At 67.9% G+C, this 12,776-nt stretch carries 9 protein-coding genes and 1 pseudogene; 7 read left to right on the top strand and 3 right to left on the bottom strand.

Annotated features, from left to right (window positions below):
- Positions 1-14: 14 nt before the first annotated feature.
- The 3 genes from GTV32_RS12105 (at position 15) to GTV32_RS12095 (ending at position 2,970) form a co-directional block, all read left to right on the top strand.
- Complete coding sequence (locus GTV32_RS12105; protein ID WP_161060524.1) at positions 15-740, top strand: response regulator transcription factor; 726 nt, start codon at positions 15-17, stop codon at positions 738-740.
- A gap of 47 nt (positions 741-787) precedes the next feature.
- Positions 788-2,227: a HAMP domain-containing sensor histidine kinase gene (locus GTV32_RS12100; protein ID WP_343287447.1), complete on the top strand. Its 1,440-nt coding sequence runs from the start codon at positions 788-790 to the stop codon at positions 2,225-2,227.
- 65 nt (positions 2,228-2,292) lie between these two features.
- The gene (locus GTV32_RS12095) at positions 2,293-2,970 is read left to right on the top strand and encodes a DUF899 family protein (RefSeq protein ID WP_161060523.1); all 678 of its coding nucleotides are present in this window, start codon (positions 2,293-2,295) and stop codon (positions 2,968-2,970) included.
- Positions 2,971-3,067: 97 nt separating this feature from the next.
- Here the strand turns inward: GTV32_RS12095 and GTV32_RS12090 are convergent.
- Positions 3,068-3,906, bottom strand: a pseudogene (locus GTV32_RS12090) (hypothetical protein).
- Positions 3,907-3,929: 23 nt separating this feature from the next.
- Positions 3,930-4,961, bottom strand: a complete 1,032-nt coding sequence (locus tag GTV32_RS12085) for a DNA adenine methylase (RefSeq protein WP_237421817.1) — start codon at positions 4,959-4,961, stop codon at positions 3,930-3,932.
- 138 nt (positions 4,962-5,099) lie between these two features.
- Between GTV32_RS12085 and GTV32_RS12080 the strand changes: the two genes are divergently transcribed.
- On the top strand, positions 5,100-5,528 hold the full coding sequence (locus GTV32_RS12080) for an HIT family protein (protein WP_161060522.1): 429 nt from the start codon (positions 5,100-5,102) through the stop codon (positions 5,526-5,528).
- A gap of 8 nt (positions 5,529-5,536) precedes the next feature.
- Here the strand turns inward: GTV32_RS12080 and GTV32_RS12075 are convergent, their stop codons facing one another.
- Positions 5,537-7,813 carry a DEAD/DEAH box helicase gene (locus GTV32_RS12075; protein ID WP_161060521.1) on the bottom strand — a complete coding sequence of 759 codons (2,277 nt, stop codon included), beginning with the start codon at positions 7,811-7,813 and terminating at the stop codon, positions 5,537-5,539.
- A gap of 145 nt (positions 7,814-7,958) precedes the next feature.
- Here GTV32_RS12075 and GTV32_RS12070 point away from each other — a divergent pair, with 145 nt between their 5' ends.
- The 3 genes from GTV32_RS12070 to GTV32_RS12060 all read left to right on the top strand — a co-directional run bounded on the left by GTV32_RS12070 (position 7,959) and on the right by GTV32_RS12060 (position 12,739).
- On the top strand, positions 7,959-9,242 hold the full coding sequence (locus GTV32_RS12070) for a bifunctional glycosyltransferase family 2/GtrA family protein (protein WP_161060520.1): 1,284 nt from the start codon (positions 7,959-7,961) through the stop codon (positions 9,240-9,242).
- On the top strand, positions 9,239-11,344 hold the full coding sequence (locus GTV32_RS12065; protein ID WP_161060519.1) for a glycosyltransferase family 39 protein: 2,106 nt from the start codon (positions 9,239-9,241) through the stop codon (positions 11,342-11,344). The genes GTV32_RS12070 and GTV32_RS12065 overlap by 4 nt, the downstream gene beginning before the upstream one ends.
- Before the next feature lie 174 nt (positions 11,345-11,518).
- A complete protein-coding gene (locus GTV32_RS12060; RefSeq protein ID WP_202422491.1) occupies positions 11,519-12,739 on the top strand; it encodes a low temperature requirement protein A in 1,221 nt (406 codons plus the stop codon).
- The last annotated feature ends 37 nt before the right edge of the window (positions 12,740-12,776 follow it).

Raw genomic sequence — 12,776 nt, 5'->3', positions numbered from 1 at the left:
GGGAAGGTGATGCCATGAGCGAAGCTGCGAAGGGTCAGGGCGCCGGTCAGGGCGCGAAGGTGCTCGTCGTCGACGACGAGGAGAACATCCGCGAACTGCTGTCGGTCTCGCTCAAATTCCAGGGCTACGAGGTGTCGACCGCCGAGAACGGTCCGGCGGCGATCGATCGCTGCCGGACCTTCAAACCCGACGTGCTGGTCCTCGACGTCATGATGCCCGGGATGGACGGGTTCGGCCTGCTCCGGCGTCTGCGTGCCGACGGCGTGGCCGCCCCGGCGTTGTTCTTGTCGGCACGGGACTCGGTCGAGGACAAGATCAACGGTCTCACCATCGGCGGCGACGACTACGTCACCAAGCCGTTCTCCCTCGAAGAGGTCGTCGCGCGGCTGCAGGTGCTGCTGAGACGCAGCGGTTTCGATGAGCACGCGAAGGAATCGGCACGGATCACCTTCGCCGACATCGAGCTCGACGACGAGACCCACGAGGTGTGGAAGGCGGGTGACCTCGTGTCGCTGTCGCCGACCGAGTTCACCCTGCTCCGCTACTTCATGGTGAACGCGGGCACCGTGCTGTCCAAGCCGCGGATCCTCGACCACGTGTGGAACTACGACTTCGGTGGCGAGGTGAACGTTGTCGAATCGTATGTGTCCTACCTTCGGCGCAAACTCGACACCGGCGACAAGCGGCTCATCCACACTCTCCGCGGCGTGGGTTACGTGATGCGTGAGCCACGCGGGTGACAGGCGCGCCCACCGTTGATTCCGGCGGCCGGCGGCCTGCGTCGCCGGTGTCCGGCGAGACCCGCGCGCCCAAGACGGGCATTCCGCTGCGCTTGTCCCTGGTCGGCTTGACCCTGGTCCTGGTGGTCTTGGGACTGCTTGCCTCCGGCCTGGCGGTGACCTCGGCGATGAAGCAGGATCTGCTCTCCCGCACCGACGACGGGCTCACCAATGCCGTGCAGACATGGGCACGTCCGCGCGACCCGGCGTCGGCCCCGGCACAGGGGATGCCACCCGGGCCGCGTCGCCCGCCGTCGCAGTACTACTCGATGATCACCATCGGGAACGGCGACACGATCATCAACAACGACTTCTCCGACGAGCCCGACCTCGCCGGTCTGCCCTCCGGGAACGCGGGGCCGACAACCGTCAAGTCCGCCGACGGCGACGGCCCGGAGTGGCGGGTGGTGAAGGCGTCCACGCCGTTCGGTGAGTCCGTGGTCGCGACCCCGCTCGGAGACGTCCATGCGACGCTGTCCCGTCTGATGTGGCTGCAGCTCGGGATCGGCGTCCTCGTGGTGCTCGCGATCGGGGTGCTGAGCTATCTGCTGGTGCGGTCCAGTCTGCGGCCGCTGCGTCGTGTCGAGGAGACCGCTCATGCGATCGCCGCGGGCAATCTGAACATGCGGGTGCCATCCGCGCCGCCCAACACCGAGGTCGGAAGTCTGTCCGGGTCGCTGAACGCGATGCTCGGGCAGATCCAGCGCGCGTTCGCGCGGACCGCCGCGTCGGAACAGCAGGCACGCGCCTCCGAGGAGAAGATGCGGCGGTTCATCGCCGACGCCAGCCATGAGCTGCGGACCCCGCTCACATCGATCAAGGGGTTCGCCGAGCTGTACAAACAGGGTGCGGTCCCGGATGCGACGGATGCGATGGGCCGCATCGACGCGGAGGCCGGCCGGATGGGTCTGCTCGTCGAGGACCTGTTGATGCTGGCGCGCCTCGATGCGCACCGGCCGATCGCACACCAGCCGGTCGACGTCCTGATGCTGGCCACCGACGCGGTGCACAGTGCGAAAGCGGCTGCACCGCAGCGTCCGATCCGGATCGAGGTGGGGGACGCGACAGAACCGCCGGTGGTCTCCGGGGACGCGCCGCGTCTGCTGCAGGTGGTGCGGAATCTGATCAACAACGCGATCGCCCACACGCCCGCCGAGGCGTCGATCACCGTCGGCGTCGGGGTCGACCAGTCCAATGGTCACGACGACGTGCTGCTCACGGTCACCGACACCGGACAAGGACTCACCCCCGACGAGGCGTCCCACGTCTTCGAGCGCTTCTATCGCGGCGACTCGTCCCGTCACCGAGGGGACAGCGGCGGAGGTAGCGGCCTCGGGCTGTCCATCGTGGCTGCTCTGGTCGATGCGCATCGCGGCACGGTCGGCGTGGATTCGACACCCGGCGAGGGTTCGACGTTCTGGGTGCGGCTGCCGCGACTCGACGACTGAGCGCAGACCGATGACTAATCGGCCTACGGGTGGTCAGTATGGGAAGAGGACGAAAGGAGCTCTCCATGTCTGATGCCCTGCCACCCGTGGTCGACGACCAGACCTGGCGCGATGCGCTGTCCGATCTACGGGCGCGGGAGAAGGCTGCGACCCGCGAGCTCGACGCCATCGCCGCACAGCGCCGACGCCTACCCATGGTCGAGATGGGCGATTACACACTGATCGGACCGGACGGCCCGATCCGCCTCGTCGACATCTTCGCCGGCCGCTCTCAGCTCATCGTCTACAACCACATGTGGTCGAACGGGGCCGAGTTCCAGTGTGGCGGTTGCACCAGCTTCACCTCGCAGTTCACCCGACTCGACTTCCTCGACAACTACGACGCCCGGTTCGTCATCGTCACCAACGGGCCGATCGACGAGGCGTTGGCGTACAAGGCGAAGGTCGGCAACGCGATGGAGTGGTACTCGTCGGCCGAGAGTTCGTTCGGCGCGGATGTCGATGCCGCCCCGGGTGAGGGATTCGGCGTCAACGTGTTCCTGCGCGACGGCGACACCGTCTACCGCACGTGGCACACGGCCGGGCGCGGAGTCGAGCAACTCGGCCACACCTTCCCGTTGATCGACGCGCTGCCGCGTGGCCGCCGCGAGGAGTGGCAGGACCTTCCCGACGGGTGGCCGAGGACACCGACATATTCGGGCTGGCTCGATTCACCGGACATCGCACGCCTCTACGGCCCCTGACCCCCGCACCCCCCGGCACCCCCCCGCAGCCGCGACGGTTCCCTTCATCCGCGACCCCAAAAACCCGTCGCGGATGACGGGAACCGTCGCGGGTACGTCAGATGAGGCGTCGCAGAGCAGCGAACTCGCGGACGTCGTCGCGGAACGTGTCGAGGCTGACCAGTGTGTACATACCGTCGATCTGACGATCCGCCCACAGTTGGTGGATTCGTCGGAGATCGGATTGGCGCGACTTCCAGCCGATGCCGTCGATCACCGCGAGGACGAGCTGCTTGGGAGGCGCACCTCGGCCATCTCCTCGATCTCCCGGACCGCATCGGTGAGCTTGCTGCCGGTCGAATCGAAACCCTTTGCCGCGACGACGATGTCGGCGGTTTCGGGATCTCCGATGATCAGGTCGGCCGGCGCGGTGCGGCCGTTGCGTCCGGTGAACCGGGACCGCGTGACGTAGTCGAGGCCGAGATCGCTCGCGATGGCCTCGATCTCGTCCTCGATGTGGCGTCCGGAGGCCCCGGCCCGCGTGGCGGTCACCCGACTGCCGGCGCGTGCCACCAGGATGTCGGCGAACGAGTAGGTGCGTTCGAGCTGGGTGCGCAGCATCCGGACGAGGTCGAACTCGGTGTCGAGCCAGGTGATCAGGTCGACCGGCTGGGATCGAGCGACGCCGTGCCAGCCGGTGGTGCCGAAACGATCGCGCAGTACGTTCTTCAACTTCTCCTGCGACAGACCGACGGCCAGCCCGAGCACGGGGACGTCCGAGGGATTTTCGCGCACCCAGGCCGCCAGCCCCGCGACGTCGGTGTCCAGCATCTCGCCCAGGCTGCCGGTGGCCTGGATGATCCGTTCCGCCTCCGGTGTCGACGCGGTCGGATCGACGTGAGAGGTCAACCGCCCCAGCGTCTTCAGATAGTCGTCGAACGATCCGGCGTCACTCATCGCGCAGAGAACATCTCGTCGTATCAGTCCCGTCCGATGAAGAGGTACTCGCTCACGTCGCGCCGGGTCGCGGCGACATGTGTGCCGAAGCTGTACTTGTGATCGATGGCGACCACCTCCACCGACGGCTTGACCTTGCCGAGCAGATCGATGATCCGGTCGGCGCCGGGTAGCGCGTTGGACGAGTACGACAACACGATCGCGCCCGACGTCTCGAAGTGCTCGAATGTCCGGACCAGCGCGTCCTCGATGGTGTGCTTGTAGGCGAAGGGCGTGTAGCGCTTGGTGAGCTTCTTGGTCTTGGTGTGCTCCATGATCGTCATCCCGCGCCAGTATGCGCTGAGCCCCTCCAGGAAGTGATAGCGCTTGATGTAGTCGTTGTCGTCGGTGGGCGGGGCATACGGCGGGTCGAGGTAGACGAGGTCGGGAGCCGAGTCCAGGCTCGAGACGTCGAGGTCGAAGATGTCCCCGCTCACACTGCGATTCGACTGCCCGTTGCTGAACACGGTCGCGTTGTACTCGTCCACCGCGCGGAGCCGGAAGTGGTCGCGCAGCGACATCCGCAGGTCACGGCGTCCGTCGGCATAGCGGGACGAATCGGTGAAGGTGAACACGCCGCGCGGCTGCTTGCGCGCGGCCGACAACACGAGTGCCGAGATGGCGAGGTCGCGCCGATATCCGCGGAGCCGATCGATGTGTGACCAGGCCGAGTCGAGAAAGGCGCGGTCCTCGGCGGTGAAATAGAGGCCGTCGAAGGTGCTCTGGATGAAGTCCCGGTCATCGGCGGGCGGGCCGCAGATCTCCTCGACGACGTCCGGTTCCAGGTGCACGCTCGAATTTGCGACCGTGGCCCTGGTGATGATGTGCGGAAAGTTCAGGAAATCGTTGCTGACGACCTGGAAACCCTGACGCTTGAGCAGATACGACACGACGCCCGACCCGGAGAACGCGTCGACCGCTGTGGTGCCACCGATCTCGGCGAAAGTCCGTTCGAGGTGGGGGAGGAGCCGGTATTTCGAGCCCATGTACCGCAACCGCGGAAACCGCTGGGCCATCGCCACGACGTCCGTCGAGGCGACGGTGCGGGTGCGGATGAACTCTGGTCGACTCACAGGAAAAGAATGTCATGGACGTCCGACAGGTCACCGACAACACACGGGCGCCGCAATGTGCGGGGGTCCTACACTGTGCGCATGGCATCGGTCTTCAGCATGATCATCAACGGAGAACTGCCCGGGCGATTCGTGTGGCAGGACGGTCAGGCCGTCGCATTCCTCACCATCAACCCGGTGACCCCGGGGCACGTGCTGGTGGTGCCCCGCGAGGAGGTCGACCACTGGGAGCAGATGGACACGGCCGCCTACGCGCACCTCGCCGACGTCTCGCAGAAGGTCGGCCGCGCGGTCAAGCAGGCCTTCGGGGTGTCGCGGGTCGGCACGATGATCGCCGGTCTCGAGGTACCGCATGTGCACATCCACGTCTTCCCGCTCGAGAGCATGGACGCCTTCGACCTCGGCAACGCGGAGAAGGAGCCGGACCCGGCCGAACTCGACGCCGCGGCAGAGAAGATCCGCACCGCCCTGCGCGACACGGGCTACAGCGAGTACGTCGTCGACGCCTGAGGCGCGAGTTACGCCGTTCGGTGGATGAGCAAGGGGAGGACGGCGGTGGCGCCGGCCTCCCGCAGCTCCGCCGCGGCGAGGGTGATCGGCCACCCCGACGACGTCTCGTCGACGACCAGCAGTACGTGCTGTCCCTCGACGTCGGGTATCGCGCCGAGATGATCACGCCAATACACCGCCTCGGTGGCGCCGGTCGCGTCCCGGCCCGGTCCGTCGCCTGAACGTACCGGCACCGTCAGCCGCGGACGTCGCCCTACCTCGCACAGGTGATCGGCGACCTTCTCGGCCAGCACGGTCCCGGTCAGCCGCAGCGACGCGATGACGTCCGGCCGGGTACCGACGTCGCGGACCCACGACGACAAGGTCGCGACGGCGGCGTCGCCGAGATCGGTCAGCGCCTGTGTGTCACCCCGGCGGGCGCCGGCCAGCAGATCCACCCACTCCGGGGCATCGGCGTGTGCCAGGACGCGTCCGGGCTCGGCCGCGAGTCCCGCGGGAATTCGGCCGCGCGTCCCGAAAGCACCGCCCGGCCACATCTTTCGTGGTTCCAGTGTCAGCGCGGATCGTCGCAACGACCCGGTGATCGTCCGGACGAGCTCCGGTGAGACCTCCGGCGACAACGGCTCGGTCAGACGTCCCCGGCACACCGAGCATCGACCACACCTGCCGGCGGCCGGGTCGTCGAGCGACGACGTCAGCAGTTGCATCAGGCATTCCCGCCCGGCGACATAGGCGCGCATGATGTCCGCCTCGCGACGTCGGACGTCGAGCACACCGTCGTAGTGCTCGTGGTCGTAGGACCAGGGCGCGCCCGTCGATTCCCAGCCGTCCTGGCCGCGTTCGGTCGCACGGTCCACCGCCAGCTGCTTGAGCATCAATTCCACACGGCCCCTGCGGAACCCGGTCGACGCCTCGAGCTGCGGCACCGACACCGGACCGTCCGCGGCACCGAGCGTGTCGAGCAGGACGCGCATCCGGTCGGGGTCGGGGATGGTGGCGGTGGCGAAGTGGTCCCAGATCGCATCGTCGGCCCGGGATGCCAGCAACATCACCACCGCGTCGTCGAGCGCGCGTCCCGCACGACCGACCTGCTGGTAATAGGACACCGGCGACGGTGGCGACCCGACGTGCACCACGAACCCGAGGTCGGGTTTGTCATAGCCCATCCCGAGCGCCGAGGTCGCCACCAGCGCCTTGACCTCGTTGCGCAGCAAGGCATCTTCGAGTTGGTGACGACGGTCGCCGTCGAGCTGCCCGGTGTACGCGGCGACGGGGTGGTCCGCACCGTGGACGGCGGTGATGGCGTCGACGAGCCGGTCGGCATCCGCGACCGTCAGCACGTAGATGATGCCCGAGCCGGGCAGGCTCGGCAGGTACTGCGCCACCCAGCCGTATCGATCGATCGGCGAGAGTCCGTCGATCACGTTGAGGTGCAGAGAGCTACGGGCCAGCGAGCCGCGCAGGACCAAGGTGTGATCGCCCAGCTGGGCCGCGACGTCGTCGGTGACCCGGGCGTTCGCGGTGGCCGTGGTCGCCAACACGGGTGTCTGCGGGTTCAGCGTCTGCAGCACGTCCGACACCCGCCGATAATCGGGACGGAAATCGTGACCCCAGTCCGAGATCGCGTGCGCCTCGTCGATCACCAGCAGACCCAGGCGTCCGGCCAGCGCATCGAGGACCCGACGACCGAACCCAGGGTTCGCCAGCCGTTCCGGCGACACCAGCAGAACGTCGAGCTCACCGGACCGCAATTGTTCCTCGATCGCCGACCAGTCGTCGAAGTTCGACGAGTTGAGCGTCGACGCCCGGAGCCCCGCCCGTTCGGCGGCGGTCACCTGATCGCGCATCAACGACAGGAGGGGCGAGACGATCAGCGTGGGCCCGCCGCCGCTGTCACGGATGATCGCCGTCGCCGCCCAGTACACCGCCGACTTTCCCCACCCGGTCGCCTGCACCACCAGGACCCGCGCACCGGCGCCGGGTTTGATCGGCCCGCTCGCTCCGCTCCCGGCGCCGGCTGTGATCGGCCCGCTCGCTTCGCTCCCGGCGCCGGGTTCGATCGGCCCGCTCGCTCCGCTCCCGGCGCCGGCTGTGATCGGCCCGCTCGCTCCGCTCCCGGCGCCGGGTTCGATCGGCCCGCTCCCGGCGCCGGGCAACGTCACCAGCGACGACACCGCCGTGAGCTGATCCTCCCGAAGGCGTGCGTCGGGGCCGGCCAGGCTCTCGATCACCCGGTCGGCGGCCCGCTGCTGGTCGGGAGTCAGAGTCGCGGTGTCGGAGGACATGACGCCAACCTATCGGTCCGTTCCGACAGCGGCCCGGCGCCGGGCACTCCCGTGGTGAAGGCGCAGCGCAACCGGCGTCGACGCTCACAGGAACCTGACAGCGTCGACGCAGAGTGGGCGAAGTTTGGCAGCTGATTCTTGCGTCATGACAACAGACGCCCTCCCGATGGCCGCCTCGCCGTCGATGATCGTCGCCGACAGTTCGACGCCGGCGCCCGTTCTCGACATCGTCGTGCCCGTCTACAACGAACAGGCCGACATCGCCGGATCGGTTCGACGCCTGCGCGATCATCTGCGCACGCACGTGCCCTACCCGTCGCGTATCACCGTCGCCGACAACGCCAGCACCGACTCGACGCTCGCTATCGCCGCCCGGCTCGCCGGAGAGATCGACGGCCTACGCGTGGTCCACCTCGATCAAAAGGGTCGTGGACGTGCCCTCAACGCGGTGTGGCGGGCCAGCGACGCCGAGATCGTCGCCTACTGCGACGTCGACCTCTCCACCGACCTCAACGCGTTGATGCCACTGATCGCACCGCTGGTGTCCGGGCATTCCGACATCGCCATCGGCACACGCCTGTCGCGCTCGTCACGGGTGGTCCGCGGCCCGAAGCGCGAGTTCATCTCCCGCTCGTACAACCTCATCCTGCGCACCACGATGCGTGCGAAGTTCTCCGACGCGCAGTGCGGCTTCAAGGCGATGCGCACCGACATCGCCCGGCAGGTGCTGCCGTACGTGGCGGACACCGGCTGGTTCTTCGACACCGAACTCCTGGTACTCGCCGAGCGGATCGGACTGCGGATCGCCGAGGTCCCGGTCGACTGGGTCGACGACCCGAACAGCACGGTCGACATCGTCTCGACGGCGGTCGCGGACCTGAAGGGGTGTGCCCGCGTCGGGTACGCACTCACCACCGGGCGGTTGCCGATCGCCGAGCTGCGCGACACGATCGGACGTGATCGTGCTCCCGGTCCGCAGCTCGACGGCGTGCCGTTCGGCCTGGTCGGCCAGTTGGCCCGGTTCTGCGTGATCGGCGTCGCGTCCACCATCGCCTACGCGGTGCTCTACCTGTTGCTGCACTCGTTCCTGGGGGCGCAGGTGTCGAACTTCGTCGCCCTGGCCGTCACCGCGGTCCTCAACACCGCAGCCAACCGACGCTTCAGTTTCGGCATCTCGGGCCGCGACGGTGCCTTCCGCCACCAGCTGTTCGGGCTCGGTGTGTTCGTCTTCGGCTGGCTGGTCACCTCGGGAGCCCTGGTCGCACTGCACGCCTTCGCCCCGGACGCGACCAAGCATCTGGAGCTGGTGGTCCTCGTGGTGGCCAACCTGGTCGCGACGATGACCCGTTTCGTCGGACTGCGGTGGGTGTTCCGCGGACACCTGGCCGACTCGAACCCCGCCCCTATCGCCGAAGGGACAGCCGAATGACCACCATCGTCGACAGGCCCGCGTCCGCCTCCGTTCCGCCCGACGCCACCGCGTCCGGGCGGAACGCCCGCGTGTGGCGACGTCTCTCGCTCGCCGTGCTGTTGATCGGCACCGGGGTGCTCTACATCGTGAACCTGTCGGCCAACGGTTGGGCCAACTCCTTCTACTCGGCGGCGATCCAGGCCGGCTCGGAATCGTGGAAGGCGTGGTTCTTCGGTTCGTCGGACATGGCCAACTCCATCACCGTCGACAAACCTCCGGCCGCACTGTGGATCCCAGGGATCTCGGTGCGGATCTTCGGACTCAATTCGTGGGCCATCCTGATCCCCGAGGCGCTGATGGGTGTCGCGGCGGTCGCGCTGCTCTACGTCATCACGAAGAAGTACTTCGGTCATTGGGCAGGCATCCTGGCCGGTGCGACACTCGCGGTCACGCCGGTCGCGGCACTCATGTTCCGCTTCGACAATCCGGAAGCGCTGCTGATCCTGCTGATGGTCGCGGCGGTCTGGGCGACGCTGCGGGCCGTCGAGGACGGCCGGCTCCGCTGGATGATCATGACCGGTGTGTTGGTCGGCTTCGGCTTTCTCACCAAACAATTGCAGGTGATGCTGATCGTGCCGCCACTGGCGATCACGTATCTCGCGTTCGGCCGACACACCTGGATCAAGCGTCTCGGCCATCTCTGCGGAGCACTGGGCGCGATGATCGTGAGCGCCGGGTGGTGGATCCTCGCCGTCGAACTGTGGCCGGCGTCGTCGCGCCCCTGGATCGGTGGCTCGCAGAACAACTCGATCCTCGAACTCACATTCGGCTACAACGGTTTCGGGCGCCTCAACGGCAACGAGACCGGCAGCGTCGTGCCCGGCGGTGGCGGCGGTGATGGTGCGGGCGGCCCGATGAGCGCCTACGCCGGAGCGATGGGCGGCCCGCCCGGTGGAGGACCGGGTGGCGGTGGACCAGGTGGCGGGGGACCGGGTGGCGGTATGTGGGGTGAGACGGGCTGGCTCCGGATGTTCGAGCCGGCCCAGGGTGGTCAGATCGCCTGGCTGATCCCCACTGCCCTCGTTCTCGGCGTCGCCGCGCTGGTCGTCATCGGCAGGGCTCGGCGCACCGACCTGCGGCGCGCCTACCTGTCCGTGTGGGGACTCTGGCTGCTGGTCACCATGGCGGTGTTCAGCTTCATGGCCGGCATCTTCCACAGCTACTACACCGCAGCCCTGGCTCCGGCCGTCGCTGCCGTGGTGGCCGGTGGTGGCGCCGTGTGCTGGTCGGCCCGTGACCGGATCTGGGTGCGGATCGCCCTGGCCGCCGCCGTCTGGATCGCGGCCATCTGGGGCTTCACGCTGCTGGACCGCTCACCCGACTTCGTGCCGTGGCTGCGTTGGATGGTGCTGATCGTCGGGGTCGTCGCCGGTGCCGCCATGCTCGTCGCGCATCGGCCCTACCTGTCGGCGCTGGCCGTGGTCACCGCGCTCGCCGCGGCACTGGCCGGCCCGGTCGCCTACACGATCGATACCGTGTCGACGGCGAAGGAGGGCTCGATCATCACGGCGGGTCCGCGGGTGGACGGCGAGTTCGGCCCGGGCGGAGGCGGTCCCGGTGGTCATCACCGAGGGGGTGCCATGCGGGGGGTCACGCGAGGTGGCATGCCGGGCGGTATGGGCATGCCCGGCGCAGCGGCCGGTCCCGGTGGGATGTCGGCGGAGGGTGGCCCCGGAGGGATGGGCGGCCCCGGCGGCCTGCTGAACGGTTCGCGTCCGAGCGAGGCACTCGTCGCCATGTTGCGCACCGACGCCGACCAGTTCACCTGGGTGGCCGCGGCGGTCGGCTCCAACGAGGCCTCGGGTTATCAACTGGAGTCCGGTCACTCGGTGATGCCGATCGGCGGGTTCAACGGTACCGACCCTTCTCCGACGCTCGAGCAGTTCCAGAAACTGGTGGCCGAGAAGAAGATCCACTACTTCATCGGTGGCGGTCGTGGATTCGGCAGCTCGGACACGACACAGCCGTCCGCGCAGATCGCCGCATGGGTGAAGGAGACCTTCACCGCCACGACTGTCGACGGCACCACCGTCTACGACCTGACGGCGACCACCGGCTGACCGGACACGGCCACGCCGAAAACCTCATCCGTCGTCACCCACCTCTGCCCCGTGGAAGGTCTGTGACGACGGGTGAGGTTTCCGTGTTCCCGCCGCGCGCTCGTCGTCGCTCTGGCCGTGGATGTCGTTAGAGTTTCGACCGTGAGCTTCACGATCGGACACCCCCTACGGCGGATGACCGGACGCGACCCCCATGAAGAGGGCCGCGCCGCCACCAGTCTCGAGTTGTTCTACGACCTCGTCTTCGTGGTCGCCTTCTCCACCGCGGGAACGCAGGTCGCCCATCAGCTCGCCGAAGGTCATTATCAGACGGCGATCTTCGCCTATCTGCTGTGCACGTTCGCGGCGATCTGGGCGTGGATCAACTTCGCCTGGTTCGCTTCGGCATTCGATACCGACGACTGGTTCTTCCGCGTGGTGACCCTGGTCCAGATGGTCGGAGTCGCGATCATCGCCCTCGGTATCCCGCCCGTCTTCGAGTCCCTCGCCCAGCACGACCACGTCGACAACCGGGTCCTGGTGATCGGGTACATCGTGATGCGCGTCGGGATGGTCGCGCAGTGGGTGCGAGTCGCGGTACAGAGCGAGCTGCATCGGCGATCCGCTCTTCTCTATGCCGGGATGACGCTGGTGGCGCAGATCGGCTGGGTCGGCGTGCTGATCGCCGACATGTCACCGCTGGCGACGCTGTTCGCGATGCTCGCATGCGTCGCGGTGGAGCTCGTCGGTCCGTTCCTGGGCGAACGCACCACCACGGGCACGCCCTGGCATCCGCACCACATCGCCGAGCGCTACTCGCTGTTGACCATCATCACCCTCGGCGAGGGTGTGGTCGGAACCGTGGCGGTGCTCGGCGCCGTGGTCGAGGTGGAGGGCTGGTCGGTGGAGACGGCGGTGCTCGGCCTGGCCGGGATGGGCGTCACCTTCGCGATGTGGTGGATGTACTTCATCGTGCCCGTCGGCGACGCCCTGCAGGCGCATCGGGAGAAGAGTTTCGGGTGGGGGTACGGACACATCCTGATCTTCATGGCTGCCGCCGCCGTCGGGGCAGGCCTGCACGTGGCGGCGCTCTACATCGAGCACGAGACCCATATCGGCCCCGGTGCGGTGGTCGCCACGCTTGCCGTGCCGCTGGGCGTCTACTGCCTCGGTCTGCTCGCGATGTACGACTATCTCCTGCCGTTCGACCCGATGAGCATGGTTCTCGCGCTGGGTGCGGTCGCCGTCCTCGCTGCCGGCGTCTGGCTGGCCGCGACAGGTGTGTCGGTGGTGTTCGCGGTGGTCGTCACGGCCCTCGCGCCGGTCATGATCGTCGTCATCGACGAGATCATGGGAGTGCCGCGACGGGCCGAGGCATTGGCGGCGATCGGGATGCGGGGCACCGACCGCTCCTGATCGGTCGGTGCACCCGCCACCGCCCCGCCGACCGGCC

The sequence above is a fragment of the Gordonia sp. SID5947 genome, from assembly GCF_009862785.1.
Lineage (GTDB): Bacteria > Actinomycetota > Actinomycetes > Mycobacteriales > Mycobacteriaceae > Gordonia.
This window is presented reverse-complemented; position numbering and strand designations above follow the sequence as displayed.